The following is a 19,506-nucleotide window of genomic DNA, read 5'->3' on the forward strand; positions in this document are numbered from 1 at the left end:
CCGTTCTCAATGAAACTTATCACCTTCTTCCGTAAATCCAGACTGTAACACATTCTGATTCTCCTCCTTGATTCTCACCTTCCTCCCCATCTTACACCCCCCTCTCATAAAATGTTGCATTTTCAATAAAAATGACTATAAAAAGTAAGCAGAACCTACGGTGTAGGGGCGTCTTGACAACGCCTTGGCGCGTCTGTTGGTGGACTGGGTAAGCATCCCCCGTCTTTCGGTGGTGGGAGTGTCAAATCTAAGTCACCCGTTGGCCCCAAATCCGCACGCCCCCTACATTTCCCTTGGCAAATAAATCCGCGACTGCCTGATAAAAGTGGAGATAACTTTCCACCAGCTCATCCCCGTGTTTTTGGCGGTAATGGGCTTGGTTCTGGGCAAATTGGCGCCATCTTTGATGTACCCAGTTTTGCCAGAGCGGGGTGACGTTTTCGTAAGCAAGCACCCCCAAACCCGCCCCTGCTAAATCCTGCTGATAGGCCTCCAGGGTGGGCAGGTAGGGACAGGCAATTTGGTCTGCTAGAACCCTTTGTTCTTGCGGGGTCAGGGGTTGTAATTGCACATAGTCTTCGATATAAAAGCGTCCCCCTGGTTTTAGTACGGCAGCGCATTGGGAGAACAAAGTTTTGCGGTCAGGAATATGCAGAAAAACCAACAGGGATAACCAGGCATCAAAGACGCCCGCCACTCCCGCCAAAATATCCCCCTGAATAAACGTCACCCGCTGAGATAGGCCAGTGCGTTCCGTGAGTTCCACCGCCATCTGCTGCAGTTGGGGTTGCAGTTCCAAGCCGGTGACCCGACAACCCACCTGCTGCGCCACGTAACGGGCCGTCCCCCCCACCCCCGCCCCAATATCCAAAACATGGGAGGCGGCCGTGATCCCCAGCCGTTCGATGGCTAAATCAATCGCCGTCGTGCCGCAGTAATGGTAGTGGTCCAAAGACCGCAAATCCGTCAGGGTCAAACGTTCCGGCAAATGCGCCAATTCTCCCCGCAAAAACGGCAGGCGGTATTCATACATGCGCGCAAGGGATTCGTGCATGGCAGGTCGTAGGTGAGCCCCTAGGGTGGCAGCCGGGACAATCTTAACGCACGCAACCGGCAAACCGCCTAGCTTTCTAAACTCTGCGCCCGTTGGTAAGCTGCCTGCACCGCCTGCATCAGGGCACCCCGCACCCCTTGCTGTTCTAAGCACAGCAGGCCAGCGCTGGTGGTACCGGCAGGACTCATCACCCGGTCCTTCAACACGGCGGGGGGCAATTCCTGCTGTTGCAATAGCTGCGCTGTCCCCAAAACCGTTTGCAGGGTCAACTGGGTCGCCAACGCCCGCGGCAACCCCACCAACACGCCGCCATCAATCAGCGCTTCAATGCACACCGCCACGTATCCCGGCCCCGACCCTGCCAATGCCGTTACCCCGTTCAAATAAGGCTCCGGCACTTCCACCACCTGACCCACGGCGGCAAAAAACTGCGTTGCCCACTGCCGTTGTTGCTCCTGCACCTGCGTCCCCCAGGCCAAGGCCGTGATCCCTGCCCCCACCTGCACCGGCGTATTGGGCATGGCGCGCACCCAGGCCCGCCCTGGCACTGCCGTTTCTAAAGTGCGCAACGATAACCCCGCCAGTACGGAAATGCACACCGCCTCTGGGGACACCCCCTGTATATCCGGCACCACCTGGGCAAACTGCTGGGGTTTGACCGCCACCAACACCACCTCAGTCGCCGCCGCCGCCGCCCGATTGTCCGCACTCACCCCCACGCCGTAGGTGTCGGCCCAAAACTGCCGCCGCGCCGCGCGGGGATGGCTGACCAGAATCTCCTCTGGGGTGTAGCGCTGCTTGGCCAGTACCCCCGCGACCAGGGCAGCCGCCAAAGCGCCCCCGCCAATTACGCCCAGACGATGGGTCATAGGGGTAGGGACACCCCCCTACTGCGCCAGATAGGCAGGCATGGACTCCGGCGTCCAAATCGGGGGCGTATTCCGCAGGGTGCTCGGCGGCTCCATTGGCGTGGGATGGGGGGCCGAGCTACGGGTACTCACCTGCACGCCGTTGGGGGTAAACAGAAAAATGCTTTCCCCTAGGCGCTCCTGGTGGCCGTCAATGGCGTAGGTGCCGCCCGCGACAAAATCCACCGCCCGTTGCGCCAAATCCGGCTCCATTAACGTGACATTCAACACCACCGACTTGCGCTCCCGCAATGCCTGGATGGCCTGGGGCATTTCCTCGAAGGAACGGGGCTCCATCACCACCACTTCAAACGAGTTGGGATGGGCCGTCGGCAAACCAATCACGTTGTTGACAGGAGGGTTCATGGCAGCACGGGGGGTAGAAGCGTCAGCAAGGGGTGTCACCGGGGGACGCGACCGCCGCCGGGGCGGTTCCCGGTATTCAGAAGGGGTTGGGGGGACAGGTGTCTGGGGTTGTCCCGGGTCGTAATCGTACTCCACCGGTTCCCCTAGGCTCACCAAATCCCGGAGTCGTTTGAACAGTTGCATGGGGTTCAGGCTCCCGCTACAGGCGTAAAACGTTTGACAAACATGCAGTGCATCACATCAATTGATCACTATACAAGGTGTGTGTTGAGGAGTGGGTTTGGTTAGCGAACTGGTTGCTCTGTCCCAGGTGAATCCATCACCACAGCAGGTCATGGTCTGGGCATTAGCCTACCAATGTACTTCCGTAGCGCTCACATTACCTGAACAGTAGCCTTTTTTTTAACAAAGTTCAATACGGAGAACCACATTTGCGCTGCAGTCCCCTTTTTCAAGATGAAACCTGTGCCGCGGTCAGGGCAGGCTGGGGACGTTCCCCAAACAGACATCGCCCCAGGCGGAGGATGGTCGCACCAGCGGCCAGGGCTTGGGGGTAGTCATCAGACATGCCCATTGAGTATTCCTGCACGGGGAGATGGGGGTAGAGGCGGGCGCCCAGGGCGGGCAGTTCGGCAAACACGGCTTGGCGTTCGGGTGGAGACAGTCCCAAGGGCAGGATGGTCATCAGGCCGACAATTTTGACGTGGTGCAATTGGCGCAAAGCGGGGAGGGCAGCCAGCAATTCGGGCACGCTCCAGCCGTGTTTGTTGGGGTCGGGGCGGAGTTTGACCTGGAGCAAAAGCTGCGGGGGGCGCGGCAGGTCCTGGCTCAGTTGGTCGAGTTTTTGGGCCAGGGCAAGGCTATCAACGCTGTGAATCCAGTGGAAAAGCTGTACAGCGGCCCGGGCTTTGTTGCGTTGCAGATGCCCAATCAGATGCCAGGTAATATCTGGTAAATCGGCGAGGGCTTCGGCTTTGGCTTGGGCTTCCTGCACCCGACTTTCCCCAAAATCCCGCAACCCCAGGGCATAGGCCTCACGGATGACGCGGACGGGCACCTGCTTGGTCACAGCGACCAACCGGACGTGGGGGGGAATTTGGCTTTGGATGGCGCGCAGGCGTTCGGGCAGCGTCTCCGTACTCATCAGTCGTTCATTGAATTGTTGATGCCTGGTCTATAGCGATCCTAAGCGATTGACAAAGCACTATCCCCCAGAACCCATGCGGGGGTGGTGGTCCGGCGACCTCTGTTTTCAAGGCAGTGAGGATTGATGGTTTATTCTCAGATTTGTTTTTCCAGTTCTTGCAATTTTTGATATTCTTGCTGTTTGCCGAGCCGCCGTAGTTCGCGCAGGTGCATCTCGAGCAAGCTGCGGGCTTGGCTGCGGCTAACCGGGGCAATTTCCGGGGATTCCTGACGGTAATGGACATGAAAAAAGAGGCGGTGGGCGTACAGGGTCATGTACAGTTCGCTGCCATCTCCCAGGCGGCAAATCCGGTAGAGCAAACCGAAGTTTGGGTGGTTCAAATAGGACTCGCCACTCATGGAATTGGCCGGGCAATCAGCAGAAAGTCAGTCATGGTTGATTACGAACCCACAAGAATCTTATTCTAACCACCCCCTCCCTCCCCCCTACCCCAATTTTAGGGGGTTCCGGGGACCCCTTCAATCCGGGAGCAGGGGGCCATTCGGATCGGCTATAGTGCTGATCGTCGGTTTCTGGAGGGTTGCCCATGTCGGATTGCCCAGCGGCCCAACCAGGGCCATTCCAGGCTCCCTGTGCCTACCCGGTGTTTTTCCGCACCTACAGTCGGCGGGTCGCGGGGGTGCGGGAGTCCTGGGAGCAGGTCTGCGAACGGACGGTGCGGGATTTGGCCCGGTTGGGGAGGTTTACCCCGGCGCAAGAAGCCCTGGTCTTTGAGATGCAACGGCAGTTGAAGGCGTTGACCTCTGGGCGGTGGCTGTGGGTCGGCGGCACGGCGTGGATTCAGCAGCCGGAGAATTTTTCCGGGGCGTACAATTGCACCTCCCAGCGGATTCGGGACTGGCGGGGATTTGGCTTGATGATGGATTTGGCGATGCAGGGGGCCGGAACCGGGGCGGTGCTGGAACCCCAGTATGTGCGGCAATTGCCCCCGATTACGACCCGTCTGGAGGTGACGGTGGTGGGACAACCGGGAGACCGGCCTGCCCCGGAGCGCTTGACAAGGACCCAGGTGGAACGCCAAGGGTCCCAGGTGGTGATCCGGGTGGGGGATTCCCGGCAGGGATGGGTACAGGCGTATCAGACGTTGTTGGAATTGGCCAGTGACCCGCAGGGGGAAACCGTGCTGGCGGTGACGGTGGATGTCAGCCATGTCCGTCCCAAGGGGGAGGTGCTCAAAGGGTTTGGGGGGATTGCCAATCCGGCCCTGTTGCCCCCTTTATTCCCGCGCGTGGCACGGATTCTCAACCGGGCGGTGGGGCGGCAGTTGACCCCGCTGGAATGTTGTCTGCTGATTGATGAGGCGGCGGCAACGGTGGTAGCCGGGAATATCCGTCGCAGCGCCGGGATGCGTCAGTTTGCGGCAGATGACGCGGAGGCCGCCAACGCCAAGGCCAATCTGTGGCAACAGGACGAACAGGGGAATTGGCGGATTGACCCGGAGCGGGATGCCCTGCGCATGGCCAATCACACCCGCGTGTTTCACCACAAACCCAGCCGCGAGGAATGTCTTGCCTCGGTGCGCAGCCAATTTTATTCCGGGGAAGGGGCGATTCAGTGGGCAGGGGAAGCCATCGCCCGCGGGAATCGGGATGTGCTGGATACGCCGGAGAAAAAAGCCCGGTTTTTGGCCCTTTATGCGGAACATCCCACCAAGGCCCGCGCCTATTTGCGGGAATTGCTGCTTGCCCGGCGGCAGGGTCGGGGGAACATGGCCCTACAATAGAAAGCAATAAAGGCCCAGTAGGTATCGCACTTGGGCGTGCAACCAACAAGGGGGGAAGAGGACAGCCATGCTTACCCAATTAATCGTCACCTGGGTCGTCAATGCGTTGAGTTTATGGCTGATTTCCAAATTGCCCTTGGGCGTGACTTTGGATGGCTTTGGCACGGCCCTGTGGACGGCCTTGGCCTTGGGGTTATTAAATACCCTGCTGCGGCCAATTTTGTGGCTTTTAAGTTTGCCCTTGACGATTCTGACCCTGGGGCTGTTTACCTTTGTGATTAATGCCATCATTTTTGCCGTGGCGGCCCAATTGGTCGAGGGATTCAAGCTCAACAATTGGCTGAGCGCCCTGATAGCGCCGATTGTGCTGGGTTTAGTAAATTCAGTGTTGTTTCATTTATTGGGAACGCCAAGCTAACATAACCCAAAACCAGCCTGGAGAACCAATTTTCCTATGGGCGGCAGTGATGTGATTCGGATTCGGGGCGCCCGCCAGCACAATCTGAAAAATGTGGATTTAGAACTGCCCCGCAATCGGTTGATTGTGTTTACGGGGGTGTCGGGTTCCGGGAAATCGTCTCTGGCCTTTGACACCATTTTTGCCGAAGGTCAACGGCGGTACGTCGAATCCCTAAGCGCCTACGCCCGGCAGTTTTTGGGGCAGTTGGACAAACCGGATGTGGATGCAATTGAGGGGTTGAGTCCGGCCATTTCCATTGACCAGAAATCCACATCCCACAACCCCCGTTCTACGGTGGGGACGGTGACGGAAATTTATGACTATTTCCGCTTGTTATTTGGGCGGGCGGGGGTGCCCCATTGCCCCATTTGCGACCGCAACATCAGCCCGCAAACGGTCGATCAAATGGCCGACCAGATTCTCCAATTGCCTGAGGGGACGCGGTTTTTGTTGTTGGCACCGGTAGTCAAAGGGAAAAAAGGGAGCCACCAAAAAGTCTTGGCGCATATTGCCCAAAATGGGTTTGCGCGGGTGCGGGTCAATGGCACGGTGTATCCGCTCACCGAAGTTCCCAAACTGGATAAAAATCAGAGCCATCGCATCGAGATTGTGGTGGATCGTTTGGTGAGCAAACCGGATTTATCCAGTCGTTTGGTGGATTCGTTGACCACTTGCCTACAGCAAGGGGAAGGGGTCGTCATTGTCAGCGTGCAAGCGGGCCAAACGTGGCGGGATTTGGTCTTTTCGGAACATTTTGCCTGCCCGGAACATGGGGCGGTGATGTCGGAATTGTCCCCCCGTTTATTCTCGTTTAACTCTCCCTACGGTGCTTGTCCTGAATGTCATGGGCTGGGTTTTTTGCGACAATTTAGCCCGGAATTGGTGATCCCCGACCCCAAATTACCGCTTTATCAGGCGATTGCACCTTGGGCGGATAAGCCCCAGGATTATTACTTGGGACTGTTGCATCATTTGGGGTTAAAGTATGGGTTTCAATTGGCCACTGCTTGGCAGGATTTAACCCCAGAACAACAGTACATCATTCTCTACGGCACGACAGAACCCATAGGCCTAGAGGGAGAGGGACGCTATCACAGCCGCTGGGGGCAAACTTACGAGGGGGTTTTGGGTATTTTAGAGCGGCAATATCGGGAAGCAACTTCCGAATTGGTGCAGCAGAAGTTAGACCAATATCGGTTTAATTCCCCTTGTCCGGTATGTCAGGGGGCGCGGTTGAAACCGGAGGCGCTGGCGGTGCGGGTGGGGGGCTATCGCATTACGGATTTCACCCAGATTTCGGTGCAGGAATGTTTGCATTTGCTGGAGCGATTAGAATTGACGCCCCGGCAAGCGCAAATTGCCCATTTAGTCCTCAAAGAAATTCGGGCGCGGTTGCAATTTTTGGTGGATGTGGGTTTGGATTATTTAACGCTGGACCGGGCGGCGATGACCCTGTCGGGGGGAGAAGCCCAACGGATTCGCCTGGCGACCCAAATTGGCTCTGGGTTGACGGGGGTGTTGTATGTGCTGGATGAACCCAGTATCGGGCTGCATCAGCGGGATAACAGTCGGTTGCTGGCGACGCTCAAGCGGCTGCGGGATTTGGGCAATACGTTGATTGTGGTGGAACACGACGAGGAAACCATCACCCAGGCGGATCACCTGGTAGACATTGGGCCAGGGGCCGGGGTGCATGGCGGGCGGATTGTGGCGCAGGGGGATGTGCAGACCATCATGAACCATCCCGACTCCATTACGGGGGCCTATTTGTCCCGCCGCAAGGAATTGGCGACACCGGCCCAACGTCGTCCGGGAAATGGCAAAAAAATTCACCTCAAAGATGCCCATCGCCACAATTTACAGCATATTGATGTGGAGATTCCCCTGGGCATGTTTGTCTGTGTGACGGGGGTTTCGGGGTCGGGAAAATCCACGTTGGTCAATGAATTACTCTATCCGGCCTTGGCGCATCATTTTGGCCAAAAAATCCCCTTTCCCAAGGAACTCAAAGCCATTGATGGCCTGGAGGCCTTGGATAAGGTGATTGTGGTGGATCAATCGCCCATTGGCCGCACGCCCCGTTCCAATCCAGCAACCTATACCGGTGCCTTTGACCCCATTCGTGCCCTGTTTGCCGAAACCCCAGCGGCGAAGGCCAGAGGCTACAAAGCAGGCCATTTTTCCTTCAATGTAAAGGGGGGGCGCTGTGAAGCCTGTGGGGGGCAAGGGGTGAATGTGATCGAAATGAATTTCCTGCCCAATGTGTATGTGACCTGTGAGGTGTGCCAGGGCAAACGCTATAGCCGGGAGACGTTGGAAATCAAATACAAGGGCAAATCCATTGCCGATGTGTTGGATATGACGGTGGAGGAAGCCTGTGCTTTTTTTGCCGCCATTCCCCAGGCGGTGAATCGCTTACAAACCTTGGTGGATGTGGGGTTGGGATATATTCGTTTGGGACAGACCGCGCCGACATTGTCCGGGGGAGAAGCGCAGCGGATTAAATTGGCAACCGAACTCTCGCGGCGGGCCACAGGGCAAACCTTGTATTTGATTGATGAACCCACGACCGGTTTATCGTTTTACGATGTGCATCGGTTGGTGGATATTATTCAGCGCTTGGTGGACAAGGGGAATACGGTGTTGGTGATTGAACACAATTTGGATGTGATTCGCTGTTGCGATTGGGTGATTGATTTAGGGCCAGAGGGTGGGCAACGGGGGGGACAAATTGTGGCCACCGGCACGCCAGAACAGGTCGCCAATCATCCCTATTCCCACACGGGACGGTATCTCAAAACTGCCTTGGCGCACCATCCCCCAGCCCAAACAACAGCACCTACGCCGGCATAGGAGATAATAGGGAGTGAGTGCACCCGAGACATGTCATGGATTTGAAAACCCTGATCCGGGACATTCCCGATTTTCCCCAACCAGGCATTTTATTTCGCGATATTACCACCTTGCTGGCTGACCCCCAGGGGTTACGGTTTGCCATTGATGAATTGGCGCGACGGTTTCAGGGGATGCACATTGACCGGGTGGTGGGGCCGGAATCGCGGGGGTTTATCTTCGGCGTGCCCTTGGCTTATGCGTTGGGATGTGGGTTTGTGCCGGTGCGCAAACCAGGAAAGTTGCCGGGGCCGGTGCACCAGCGGGAATATACGTTGGAATACGGCACGGACCGGCTGGAAATCCACCAGGATGCCATTCATCCCGGTCAGCGGGTGCTGGTAGTTGATGACCTGCTAGCGACAGGGGGAACGGCGCAGGCGGTAGGGGAATTGGTGCAACAGGCCCAAGGAGAATTGGTGGGCTTTGGCTTCATTATCGAATTGGCATCGTTGGGGGGACGCAAACGCCTGCCCTCTGTGCCTGTGGAAACCCTGGTGGTTTATGAGTAATCCCCTCAACGCAGGGGCGATTTCTTAGCGGTTGTTTCCCCTGGAGGACAACCCTTTTCGACCCAATTCCGTTAACCCGATGACGGATGAAAGTATTGATAAATTTGCTGGGCAAGACGGGGGCCAATTCCCGGCACTTGCGCCAATTGTTCGGGGGTGGCCGCTTGAATCATATCCAGGGAATGAAAGTAAGCCAAAAGTTGTTTTTGCCGCTGATGTCCCAAACCGGGAATTTGTGCTAAAGTGCTGTAGCGATGACGGCGGGTGCGTTGTTGGCGATGAAATTTTAGGGCAAATCGGTGCGCCTCATCCCGTAATCGCCGCAGTAATTGCATCCCTGGTTGTTCCGGGTCACTGCTCAATGGGGTACTGCGCCCCGGCACATAAATTTCTTCCTGTTTTTTGGCCAGAGCAATCACCGTTAATTCTGCCGCAAACGGCCAGGCATTTAATACATTCATCACCGCCGATAACTGACCTTTCCCCCCATCAATCACGACCAAATCCGGCCAATCGGGATCGCCAAGGGTTGCCCGTTCAGGCTCGCGCATCCAAGGGGCGAAACGACGGCTAATTACCTCCGCCATACTGGCAAAATCGTCACTATGGCCCGGCGCTACGTGCGGATTTTTGATATGGTAGTGGCGGTAGTGTTGTTTGGCCGGTTGACCATCAATAAATACCACCCGCGAGGCCACCACATCGGTTCCTTGCAAATGGGAAATATCATAGGCTTCTAGGCGGTGGGGAATGTCCGCTAAATTCAACAATTCTGCCAGGTCATGCAGGGCAAACAAATTAGCTTCTACGGCACGTTGACGGCGCTGTAATTCCAATTCTGCATTCCGCATTACCAACTGGATCAATTCCGCCTTTTGCGACCGCTGCGGCACATAAATTTTCACCTTGCCTTGGCGTTTTTCACTGAGAAAATGGCTGAGCAATTCCCCTTCCGGCAAATCATACTGCACCAGAATCAAAGGCGGAATTTCTACCCCCTCTACCTGGGTATAGTGTTCCTCCAAAACCCGTTGCAAAATGGCGCCGGGTTCATCTCCCTGCCGTTGGGTAAAAAAGCCCAATTGCCCCACCAGACGACCGGCCCGCATTTGAAATAATTGAATGCACACGTATTGATCATCCATTGCCAGCGCCACTGCATCTAAAATGGCATCTTCAGCGGGCAAGGTGACCTTGGGTTGCTCTCCTAGTCCTGCCAAGCGCCGGATTTGATCCCGGACTTGTGCCGCCGCTTCAAAATTCATTTCTGCTGCCAACTGTTGCATTTTCTGGTGCAATTTTGCCAGCAATTCTTCCGTGCGCCCCTGGAAAATCAGGGCAATTTGGGCCACCGTTTGGCGGTAGTCTTCTGGGCTAATGAGTTTTTGACAAACGCCAGGGCAACGGCCAATTTGGTAGTTCAAACAGGGACGGTCCGGAAATAGGGGCTTTGGACGTTGCCGCAAGGGAAATAACCGATAGATCAATGCCAGGGTTTGGCGCAACTGAAACGCATCCACGTAGGGGCCATAGTAACGGTCTTTCGGGTGCGTCAAACGACGTTTGCGGGTAATAAAAATGCGGGGGTAATCCTCTGACCAAGTAATGCATACATAAGGGTAAGTTTTGTCATCTTTGAGCAGGATATTGTAGTAGGGCTGGTGTTGCTTAATCAAATTGGCTTCCAACACCAGGGCTTCGGTTTCCGTATCGGTCACGATAAATTCGATTTCGCTAATCTGCTGCACCATTAAACTGATGCGGGGACTGAGACGGCGATCCTGACGAAAATAGGACTGAATCCGACTGCGTAACCGCTTGGATTTGCCGATATACAAAATGTTGTCGTGACGGTCTTTGAAAAAATAAACACCTGGGGATAGGGGAACTTCCTCAAGCCGTTGCTGTAATCGTTCTGGTTGGTGAATAAGCGCCGGTTCAACCATCAGCGTTGCCCCAGAACCAGAGAGTGATTTGTGTATGAAGATTAAACGGGCGTGAGGAGAGATGATGGGGATTGGAGGGATGCAGGGAGTGGTACGGTTCCCAATTTAACTTCCAAAAGACGCATGACCTCCCGGCCAAAGTCCTGGGGATTCCGTCGCCAGGCTTCCAAGCACACCTCCCCAAAAAAACGTCCCAAGGGTTCGGGATTCCACAGCAGTTTTTTCGCCGTCCAGGGCATCATACTCATGGGATTGTATCCCGGTTTGAGAATGCCTTTTTTAAGGGCGTAGGCTTCCAAATGGGTGTGGGGTTGTAAACCAATGAAAAAGATGGCTGGTTCCACCTTATCGGCGCCAAAAATGCGCTCCAATTCCCGGTGATAGGCAACCGTTTGGCGAATGGTATCAAAAGTCTCATCAATGACATTAAACGAGTAGTTCACCGACACGAGGTCATTAAATCCGGCGGCTTTCAAATCCCGACAATTTTCCAGAACCACCCGTAAATTATAACCCATACGCATCTTACGAATGAGTTCTTGGGCGCCACTGGTAATGCCAATTTCAAAATAATTCATGCCCGTTTTGACCATCAATTCGCACAGGCGCGGTGTGAGATTGTCAGCGCGAATGTAGGCCGCCCAATGGATGTCCGTCATCCCTGCCTCCAAAATCGCTGCCAAGAGGGCTTCGGCGTCGGGAATAAATTTGCGCGCTGGAATAAACTGGGCGTCCGTAAACCAAAAGTTGCGTACCCCCCGCGCGTACAGTTGGCGCATTTCTGCCACCACTTCAGCAATGGGATTGACCCGCACCTGTTTGCCTTCGATGACCGTGTAGACACAGTAACAACAATTGTGCGGACACCCCCGTTTGGTTTGCACACCAAAATAAAAATCCGGGGCTTGCAGATAGTAATGAAATTCCGGCCAAATTTGCTCAATGTAATCGTAGTTGCAGGCCGTTTTGATAAAGGGCACGGGTGCTTCATGAATCAAACGGGGACGCGGTTGTTCTCGCCCAACCACATAGCAACGATGGCGCCGGATGTCCCGCCCGCGCAGCCAATCCTCCAACAGCAACTCCCCTTCCCCAACCGAAACAATCGTTCCTTTGGGCAAGGAGCGCCCCAATTGTTCGTAAAACACGCTGACGGCCCCGCCGCCGACAATTAACCCCACCTGGGGCTGGTATTGCCGCGCCCACCGCCACCCTTGCCAAATCAAGCGTAAATTCCGCCACAGTTCCCCGTAATAGGCCGCCGCCAGTTGCAGGCCCCCCCAGGCCCCCCGCAATTTCACCAGCGGATGGCGGGCGTAATAAAACTCAAAAGCGTGCTGCAACGGGTTGCCCCCGCGCCCCCCCACCGGCGCATAAATCTGAATATCCCGCCAGGAATACACCAGCACCGTAGGCCGAAACTCGGCAATCACCTGCCGGAGCGTGCGTTGCAAATCCAAAGGCGGCACCGCCCCCAAATCCAAAATCCGTTGCGCCACCTGGGGCAAAACCTTGCCAATGTGGTCAGCCAAATAAACAACACCAATGGGAAAAATCGGATTGCAGGGCAGACGCACGTACAGCACTCGTGCTGCACTCGCCGCCGCGGGAGCAGAAAAACAATCAGACATAAATCTTCACAGTGGGTCTTATCTTGTTAGGATAGCATTGACCACCGCCGCCTGCGAGCGCCTAGGCGATCCCAACATGCTCATTCGTAATCACGATTACAGTGTGCTGGGGAAATAGGTGTTATGGTAGGAGCGATAACGTAAGGTTTTATGAAGTGAACAAAATGAGCCAGATTCTTGATCCCCTGCCAGAAACAGCTACCGACTGCCTGCTTTGTTGCTACGTTAATGCGACCAGTCAGATTCAGGTAGTACGGATTACGAACGTGCCGAACTGGTATTTTGAGCGGGTTGTCTTCCCAGGGCAGCGATTGATGTTTGCCAGTCCAGACAACGCCTGTTTGGAGGTGTATGCGGGGACCATGGCCGCTTTGGATGACCGGATTCCCTGTCGGGAGTTGCAGGTAAACGAGGCGTTGGCAGAGCCGGTGTTGGTGGGAACCCCCGGTTAAGTTTAACGCCACGGTACCGGTGGGGGCGCCATACCTGTCCTGAGCAGGGTTTTGGCATGGGATTGGCCACGTGCCCCCCATTTTTTTAATCTGGTTGCACCTGGTTCATGGCCCATTTGCCCATACGGTTGATTCATCCGTGTGTAACTGCATCTGGGCATCATCCCTAGAAAAAACACTGCTAAGCAAGAGTAATTAGGGGGTTGAGGATGTGAACTGAGGCAGGGTTTTGTGACCAATACAAATTAGGGTTCAATAGAATTTTTGCCGCATCTCGACCGGAATTTTATCTTGATTGGCGCCCCTCAGAGAATGCGGCTAAAGTTCTCGCCCGGAAGTGGTCAAAACTTAAAAAGCTATAGGCTTGCTTCTTAATCAATTTGATGCAGTTGTTCCTGCCTGCCATCACACCGCTTGTCGTTCTCCTGATAAAACAATTACAGAGTCCGTGGAGATGGGTACGGATTTTCGGAAGGATTTTTCCGTAAACAAAGTGGGCTTTTGTCAGCCATTTGGCAAATCTTTCTTTGCCCTTGGCAATCGTCCTCTTTCAATTTGTAGGCAATACTTAAACCCCTTTGAACGCATTAGTATTTTCGCCAATTTGTCTGATTCTTTTGGGATTAAGTCCTCTCGATTTTTGAGTAAAATAAATCCAACTCTTTGGTTGGTTATCCCAACTTGTTTCCCCTAGCTTGCGTGGCGAAGCCATATTTAGTCTAGTTTCATAACATGAAATCGGTCAATAAAATCTTGGTATAGCTAAGCATACAAAGGTTGACATGATATGGGTCACTGGGCGTAGCCCCACAATGGCGTCGCCATGAATCTTCAGGCGACAACCTTAGCCTACCTAGCTATATTAGGAAAAATGGTCAAGATGGTGTTTCATCCCCGGTGACTCATAGCTAGTTCCCCGAGGTACACAATACCCAGAAGTGTTGAATTTTAAGATTTTAAGGGCTTATTGTGCATCCTCATGATACCAAGCATTGTTATTGAGAAGCTGGATTCTCACTTACAACAAAAATTTTCTCCTTAAGCATTTTGCCCGACGCAAATTGATGAGCTTTTGTTGTGGAGTTCCGCCCTGCTGCCTTGGAGCAGAGCCACGGTTTACTACCAGAGTCCCTTGTGGTCTTTTCTTGAGCATTACAGGGAAGCACGACACAGGTCAGTGGATTCCCTATGCTAAGATAAGTTAAGTCCACGTAAGACCGACTGCTATCTGGCGTTGCACCGATGACCCTGATTGCCATTCATAACCTGCACAAAAGCTACGGCAAGGTCACGGCCCTTAAGGGGGTTTCTTTGACCGTACCGGCGGGGGAGATTTTTGGTTTATTGGGGCCAAATGGCGCTGGCAAAACCACACTGATCCGCTGTTTGTGTACCCTTACGCGCCCGGATATGGGGGAGATTTTTGTGGCGGGAATTTCGGTTTTGGACCAGCCGCGGCAGGTGCGCCAAAAGTTGGGTTATGTGGCGCAGGAATTGGCGCTGGATAAGGTGTTGACGGGGCGGGAATTGTTGCAGTTACATGCGGATATTTACCATTTGCCGCGGGAGGTGGCTAAGCAACGGATTGCGGAAGTGGTGCGGTTGTTGCAGTTGGAAGAGTGGGTGGACCGCCGCACAGGGGGCTACTCCGGAGGGATGAAAAAGCGGTTGGATTTGGCGATGGGCTTGTTGCATCAGCCGCAGGTGTTGGTGTTGGATGAACCGACGGTGGGGTTGGATATTGCAAGCCGGGCGGTGGTCTGGGAGTTTCTGCGGCACATTCGCGCCCAGGGGACGACGGTGTTTCTCACCAGCCACTATTTGGAAGAAATTGATGCGCTGGCTGACCGGGTGGCGATTTTGGACCAGGGGCGGTTGATTGCCAGTGATACGCCGGCGGCGCTGAAGGCGGCCTTGGGCGGCGAACGGGTGACGGTGCGGGTGCGGGAATTTACGCCTAGGGAGGAGGCAGAACGGGTGCGGCAGGCGTTGCAATCTCTGGATTTTGTCCGGAATGTGATTATCAATACGACGCAGGGCAATTCGCTGAATTTGGTGGTCCAGCCGCGCCCGGATGGGTTGGCGCTGATTCGCGAGACGGTGGCGGGGTTGGATTTGCCGCTGTTTAGTGTCACGCAGTCGCAGCCAAGTTTGGATGATGTGTATTTGGCGGCGACGGGGCGGACGTTGCAGGATGCGGAGTTGGCGGCGTTGGGGGCTTAGTTGGGATACCAAAACATGCCTTTGATGCCTTCGGGGTCGGGATGGAACCCCAGTTCTTCGTAGAAGGTGACCACGTGGGGGTCGGCAAACAGGGTGATGTTGCTGATTTCGACCCGCCGCAGTTCGCGGATCATCTGGCGCATGAGGGCTTTGCCCAGACCCTTGCCCTGAAATTCTGGGTGGATGACCACATCCCAAATGGTGGCGTTAAAGGCGTGGTCGGAGGTGGCGCGGGCAAACCCAATTAAACGGCGCTGTTGGCCGCGTTCGAGCCAGAGGGAGCCGACCAAAAAGCTGCATTCGAGGGCTTTGCGGACTTTGCGCAAGGGGCGTTTGGCCCAACCCACCGCATCGCACAGGGCTTCGAGGGCGTAGACATCAATGGCGCGGGTGGTGCTGAAGTAGATGGGGAAGCGTTCGCCGTTGGCTGTTGTGTATTCGGTGATCAGCAGTTCGTGCTCCCCGATGCCCGCTGGGGTTTCGGAGCTGGTGGCACCTGGGAACAGACCTTTCCAAAACACTCGCCAACACCTCAATCCTTTAGCCAGTATAAACCTTGGTTCAACCCCGGCCAGTTGGCGAGGGTGGTCAAGCCGGGGGTATGGGTGAGATTGTACTGCAAGGGGGTAATGCTAATTTTCTGGCTGCGAATGGCGGCCACATCGGTCGGCCAGGGGTGGGGGCTGGGGTCGGGTTCGTCTTCGATGGCGGTTCCGGCCAACCAGTAGTAGGTGCGTCCCCGCGGGTCGGTGCGTTCGTCGAATTGGTCGCTGTAACGGCGCACGCCCTGACGGGTCAGGCACACCCCAGCAATCTCTTGGGGAGGGACGGCAGGAATGTTGATGTTCAACAAAAGGGTGCCCGGCAGGGGTTGGTGGCGCCACTGTTCCAAAAGAAAGACGGCAAAGCGGCAGGCGACGCCAAATTCCGGTTTGGTATAGCTGGCTAAACTCAAGGCCATGCCGGGGATATTTTCCAGCAGACCTTCCATGGCCGCCGACACGGTGCCGGAGTAAAGAATGTCGGTGCCCAGGTTTTGCCCCTGGTTGATGCCGGCCACCACCAGGTCCGGGGGATGGGCCAGTAACCGCCCCAAGGCCAATTTCACACAGTCGGCTGGCGTCCCGGTGCAGGCCCAGGCGGTGACGCGGGGATGGAAAAAGTTGGGAACCGGTTCGACCCGCAGGGGTTTGTGGAGGGTCAGCCCGTGCCCCGTCGCCGAACGTTCCCGGTCGGGAGCCACCACAGTCACCTCATGCCCGGCTTGGGCGAGGGTATCGGCCAGGGCGCGCAACCCCGGCGCAAAAATGCCATCATCGTTACTGACCAGAAGGCGCATGGTTCTCCGCGGGTAGGTGGTGTGTGGCTGCGGCTCTACTGTATCAAAATTGGGGCGCTGACGGTGCTCCTGGGTCTGCCGGTGCAGGCCCAACCTCTGGCTCAAGCCATTCTCACGGAACTCAACCAACTGCGACACAATCCCCGCCGGTACGCGGCCCAACTGACGCCCTGGCGGGCCTACTACCGCCACCGCCGCTGGCAACCGCCAGGGCAACCCGCCCAACGCACTAAAGAGGGGGTGCAGGGCCTGCTGGCGGCGCAAAGCTGGCTGCACCAGGTGCAACCGATGGGGGTCCTGCGTGCCCATCCAACGCTGAACCAGGTGGCGGCCAGACTCTTGCCCCAGGAAATCACGGCGGCCCATTTGGCCGCACAACTCAACGCCCAAGGCCGGTGGGAAGGGCAGGCCAGTGTGTGCCGCAGTCGGGGGCTAAGCAACGCCCGGGCCATTGTCGTGTCCTGGTTGATTGATGACGGGCAACCGCAGCGCCCCAACCGCACCAACCTGCTCAATCCCCTGTTTCGGGTGGCGGGAGTGGCCTGTGACCCCCGTCCGCTGCCGGATTGTCTGGTGTTGCTGACCGGCGGTTATCACGCCCAGCCAGCCAAACCAACAACCCCGCCGTCCCCGCCATCGTCCCCCCCACCACCACCAGCGGCACCCAGGTAGGGGGCGTTGCCAAGGTGAGCCTGGCCCCCAGCCCTTTGATCCCTGCGCTGATGACCCCGGCAATCGCCAGCAATTTCAGCACCAACCCCAATTCGGCAAGCCAGGGGGGGCGGCGTTGGGCAGTCATCGGCAGCAAGTCCGAGCGCTTGGGGTTCTGAGCCATTGGCGCATCATCCCCACAATCCCTCCTCCCGACGATAGATAGGAATAATGTACTGATTGCCAAACACAAACCGATGGTCCAGCCCCACCCGTTCGTACACCGCCAGGGGAATCCCCACATCCGCCAGGTACAGTTGCCCGCTGTAGGGGGTTTCGGTCACCGGCAGCCCCACCACCAAGGTCGCCACTGCCGCGCCATCCAGGGTCGCCCCAATCCGCAACACCTCCGCCCCCGACTGGCCAACCCAAGCCCATACATCTGGTAAAAGCGGCACTTCACTGCCCACCAAAACCACCGTGGCCGTCTCCCCAACCAACTCACTCAGATCGACCCTTTGGGCGCCCGTTTGGCGATAGAGACTGTACTGGTTGTGGAGCAGGGCATCGGCAGACAGTTCCGGGTGCAACCAGACCCGCACATTCATACAGCGGTTGGCCAAATGTCGCGCCGCACTCAAGGCCACCGCCCCGGTCACACCCGAACCCACCAGCACCACCACCCGCCCCACCTGCCAGTCCTGCCCCAACCAGCCCAGGGTGAGCATGGCACTGCTGCGCCCCGCCGTCTCCACCCACACCTCTGGCGGCAGACCCGCCTGCGCCACCTGTTGCCACCAAATCGGCACCTGCATCGGCGTCAAGGTGGGAATGGGTAGCCCTGTCTGGGTGCAGAACAATTCATGCATGACGGCCAGTCATTTTGCTATCGTGTCGCCAAATCCAACTCCGGCAACTTCACCGTAGAGGGCACCGCCGGCTTTGCCGCCCACCAGCAGACCACCGCCGGCACCACCCCCAACAGCACCCCCAAGCCGATGGGAATCCAGTAGCGCCCATCCAGCAGCCCCAGGGTAATCGCCGCCCCAAACAGGAAATTTACCAGATACATCGCCAGGGGCAAGGTCAAATCCCGCCGGTACAGGGGCAAAAGCGACCCGCCTGAGCGCCACAGCAGCGCCGCCACCGTCATAAACAGCGCTCCCGTACCCACCCAACCGGCCAGATTGCGGTACGGCATCCCAAAAAACGCCCCGGTCTCGCGAAATTCCCAAAACGGCACCGGCGTCTGACTCATGGCCGGATCAAGCGCCAAATCCCAGGCCATCAGCAACAGCGCCCCCAAGGCCACCGCCGCGACCCACCGCCCCCCGCGCAGACGCGCCAACCCCCCATAAGCCAGCAGGAAACACACCAACCCCATATAAAACCAGGACAGGGGAATCGTAAACGGCACCAACCCGGCAATTTTATACCCCAAACCGTCCAAATAGCCGTAGCGCCCAAAGGGAAACCCCGTCGTTGTCCCCAACAATTCACTCGCCAACGACAACCCCACCGCCGGGGCGAAAAACCCCCACAGACGCCGCGCCCCCAACACCCGCCGTCCGTACAACAGCATCGCCGCTGCCCCCAGCAGGATGTACACAACCCCCCCACCGGCCATACTCCAAGCAAACAACCGTTGCCCAAACGCCGGTAACCCCAACACCCACGCCGGATGCGGCAAAACCCACACCAACCCCGCCACCCCAAACACCATCGCCAAACCATGCGCCATCAGCACCAGCCATTCCATCCGCATTCTGTGGGTCATAAACCATCCCCGCCCGCAAACAACCATTCCCTAATAGTTTACAAATCTTTAAGAGCATCTTTAAGGATGGGCCGCCCCCGCCACGCCCACCTCACAACGTCCCCCGGAACAACCCCTGGGGACGCACCAACAGCACCAGGGTCATCACCGCCAGGGCCACCCCCAACTTATACTCACTCGGCAACCAGTAGGTACTCACTTCCTGGGCCACCCCCACCACCAACGCCCCGACAATCGCCCCGTAGGGATTGCCAATCCCGCCCAAAATCACCGTCGCAAACATGGGCAACAGCAAAAACCAGCCCATATTCGGACGCACCGCCGTAATCAGCCCATACATCGCCCCCCCCAGGGCCGTTAGGCCC

Annotated in this window: 21 protein-coding genes; 8 read left to right on the forward strand and 13 right to left on the reverse strand. The window is 56.5% G+C overall.

What is annotated here, in order from left to right; translation table 11 throughout:
• Nucleotides 1–247: 247 nt before the first annotated feature.
• From ACWISF_RS00670 to ACWISF_RS00690, 5 genes are all read right to left on the reverse strand, one after another.
• The gene (locus tag ACWISF_RS00670) at nucleotides 248–1,033 is read right to left on the reverse strand and encodes an SAM-dependent methyltransferase (protein WP_448379670.1); all 786 of its coding nucleotides are present in this window, start codon (nucleotides 1,031–1,033) and stop codon (nucleotides 248–250) included.
• An 89-nt stretch (nucleotides 1,034–1,122) separates the two neighbouring features.
• On the reverse strand, nucleotides 1,123–1,923 hold the full coding sequence (gene proC, locus ACWISF_RS00675) for a pyrroline-5-carboxylate reductase (protein ID WP_448379671.1): 801 nt from the start codon (nucleotides 1,921–1,923) through the stop codon (nucleotides 1,123–1,125).
• An 18-nt stretch (nucleotides 1,924–1,941) separates the two neighbouring features.
• Complete coding sequence (locus ACWISF_RS00680; protein WP_448379672.1) at nucleotides 1,942–2,511, reverse strand: cell division protein SepF; 570 nt, start codon at nucleotides 2,509–2,511, stop codon at nucleotides 1,942–1,944.
• A 268-nt stretch (nucleotides 2,512–2,779) separates the two neighbouring features.
• A complete protein-coding gene (locus ACWISF_RS00685) occupies nucleotides 2,780–3,472 on the reverse strand; it encodes a YggS family pyridoxal phosphate-dependent enzyme (RefSeq protein ID WP_448379673.1) in 693 nt (230 codons plus the stop codon).
• A gap of 137 nt (nucleotides 3,473–3,609) precedes the next feature.
• Nucleotides 3,610–3,873: a PII-interacting protein PipX family protein gene (locus ACWISF_RS00690; protein WP_448379674.1), complete on the reverse strand. Its 264-nt coding sequence runs from the start codon at nucleotides 3,871–3,873 to the stop codon at nucleotides 3,610–3,612.
• Between the two features lie 188 nt (nucleotides 3,874–4,061).
• Between ACWISF_RS00690 and ACWISF_RS00695 the strand changes: the two genes are divergently transcribed.
• The 4 genes from ACWISF_RS00695 to ACWISF_RS00710 all read left to right on the forward strand — a co-directional run bounded on the left by ACWISF_RS00695 (nucleotide 4,062) and on the right by ACWISF_RS00710 (nucleotide 9,122).
• The gene (locus tag ACWISF_RS00695; RefSeq protein ID WP_448379675.1) at nucleotides 4,062–5,258 is read left to right on the forward strand and encodes a hypothetical protein; all 1,197 of its coding nucleotides are present in this window, start codon (nucleotides 4,062–4,064) and stop codon (nucleotides 5,256–5,258) included.
• A 67-nt stretch (nucleotides 5,259–5,325) separates the two neighbouring features.
• The gene (locus ACWISF_RS00700; RefSeq protein ID WP_448379676.1) at nucleotides 5,326–5,676 is read left to right on the forward strand and encodes a phage holin family protein; all 351 of its coding nucleotides are present in this window, start codon (nucleotides 5,326–5,328) and stop codon (nucleotides 5,674–5,676) included.
• A 36-nt stretch (nucleotides 5,677–5,712) separates the two neighbouring features.
• The gene (uvrA, locus tag ACWISF_RS00705; protein WP_448379677.1) at nucleotides 5,713–8,571 is read left to right on the forward strand and encodes an excinuclease ABC subunit UvrA; all 2,859 of its coding nucleotides are present in this window, start codon (nucleotides 5,713–5,715) and stop codon (nucleotides 8,569–8,571) included.
• 35 nt (nucleotides 8,572–8,606) lie between these two features.
• Complete coding sequence (locus ACWISF_RS00710) at nucleotides 8,607–9,122, forward strand: adenine phosphoribosyltransferase (RefSeq protein WP_448379678.1); 516 nt, start codon at nucleotides 8,607–8,609, stop codon at nucleotides 9,120–9,122.
• Nucleotides 9,123–9,193: 71 nt separating this feature from the next.
• Here ACWISF_RS00710 and uvrC read toward each other — a convergent pair whose 3' ends face one another.
• Together uvrC and ACWISF_RS00720 are read right to left on the reverse strand one after the other, a co-directional pair.
• Entirely contained in the window at nucleotides 9,194–11,068 is a 1,875-nt protein-coding gene (gene uvrC / locus ACWISF_RS00715) for an excinuclease ABC subunit UvrC (protein ID WP_448379679.1), read from the reverse strand.
• Between the two features lie 41 nt (nucleotides 11,069–11,109).
• Nucleotides 11,110–12,699 (reverse strand): photosystem II high light acclimation radical SAM protein, encoded by a 1,590-nt coding sequence (locus ACWISF_RS00720; RefSeq protein WP_448379680.1) that lies wholly within the window; start codon nucleotides 12,697–12,699, stop codon nucleotides 11,110–11,112.
• Nucleotides 12,700–12,863: 164 nt separating this feature from the next.
• Between ACWISF_RS00720 and ACWISF_RS00725 the strand changes: the two genes are divergently transcribed.
• Nucleotides 12,864–13,151, forward strand: coding sequence for a DUF1830 domain-containing protein (locus tag ACWISF_RS00725; protein ID WP_448379681.1), 288 nt, complete (start codon nucleotides 12,864–12,866; stop codon nucleotides 13,149–13,151).
• A 286-nt stretch (nucleotides 13,152–13,437) separates the two neighbouring features.
• Here the strand turns inward: ACWISF_RS00725 and ACWISF_RS00730 are convergent, their stop codons facing one another.
• On the reverse strand, nucleotides 13,438–13,692 hold the full coding sequence (locus tag ACWISF_RS00730; RefSeq protein WP_448379690.1) for a transposase: 255 nt from the start codon (nucleotides 13,690–13,692) through the stop codon (nucleotides 13,438–13,440).
• A gap of 701 nt (nucleotides 13,693–14,393) precedes the next feature.
• On the opposite strand from ACWISF_RS00730, the gene ACWISF_RS00735 reads away from it, so the two are divergent.
• Nucleotides 14,394–15,374 (forward strand): ABC transporter ATP-binding protein, encoded by a 981-nt coding sequence (locus tag ACWISF_RS00735; RefSeq protein ID WP_448379682.1) that lies wholly within the window; start codon nucleotides 14,394–14,396, stop codon nucleotides 15,372–15,374.
• On the opposite strand, the gene ACWISF_RS00740 is transcribed toward ACWISF_RS00735, so the two are convergent.
• Nucleotides 15,371–15,895, reverse strand: a complete 525-nt coding sequence (locus ACWISF_RS00740; RefSeq protein WP_448379683.1) for a GNAT family N-acetyltransferase — start codon at nucleotides 15,893–15,895, stop codon at nucleotides 15,371–15,373. The two genes, ACWISF_RS00735 and ACWISF_RS00740, sit on opposite strands and share 4 nt — an antisense overlap.
• 11 nt (nucleotides 15,896–15,906) lie before the next feature.
• A complete protein-coding gene (gene surE / locus ACWISF_RS00745) occupies nucleotides 15,907–16,713 on the reverse strand; it encodes a 5'/3'-nucleotidase SurE (RefSeq protein ID WP_448379684.1) in 807 nt (268 codons plus the stop codon).
• A 21-nt stretch (nucleotides 16,714–16,734) separates the two neighbouring features.
• Between surE and ACWISF_RS00750 the strand changes: the two genes are divergently transcribed.
• Nucleotides 16,735–17,385 (forward strand): hypothetical protein, encoded by a 651-nt coding sequence (locus ACWISF_RS00750; RefSeq protein ID WP_448379685.1) that lies wholly within the window; start codon nucleotides 16,735–16,737, stop codon nucleotides 17,383–17,385.
• A gap of 14 nt (nucleotides 17,386–17,399) precedes the next feature.
• A complete protein-coding gene (locus ACWISF_RS00755; protein ID WP_448379686.1) occupies nucleotides 17,400–17,543 on the forward strand; it encodes a hypothetical protein in 144 nt (47 codons plus the stop codon).
• 12 nt (nucleotides 17,544–17,555) lie between these two features.
• On the opposite strand, the gene ACWISF_RS00760 is transcribed toward ACWISF_RS00755, so the two are convergent.
• The 3 genes from ACWISF_RS00760 to ACWISF_RS00770 all read right to left on the reverse strand — a co-directional run.
• Complete coding sequence (locus tag ACWISF_RS00760) at nucleotides 17,556–18,233, reverse strand: NAD(P)H-hydrate epimerase (RefSeq protein WP_448379687.1); 678 nt, start codon at nucleotides 18,231–18,233, stop codon at nucleotides 17,556–17,558.
• Between the two features lie 17 nt (nucleotides 18,234–18,250).
• Nucleotides 18,251–19,141 carry a gamma-carotene 1'-hydroxylase CruF gene (gene cruF / locus ACWISF_RS00765; protein WP_448379688.1) on the reverse strand — a complete coding sequence of 297 codons (891 nt, stop codon included), beginning with the start codon at nucleotides 19,139–19,141 and terminating at the stop codon, nucleotides 18,251–18,253.
• 91 nt (nucleotides 19,142–19,232) lie between these two features.
• Nucleotides 19,233–19,506, reverse strand: a 274-nt coding sequence (locus tag ACWISF_RS00770) for an ABC transporter permease subunit (protein ID WP_448379689.1), incomplete at its 5' end; no start/stop codon positions are given.

This window comes from Gloeomargarita sp., from assembly GCF_053491055.1.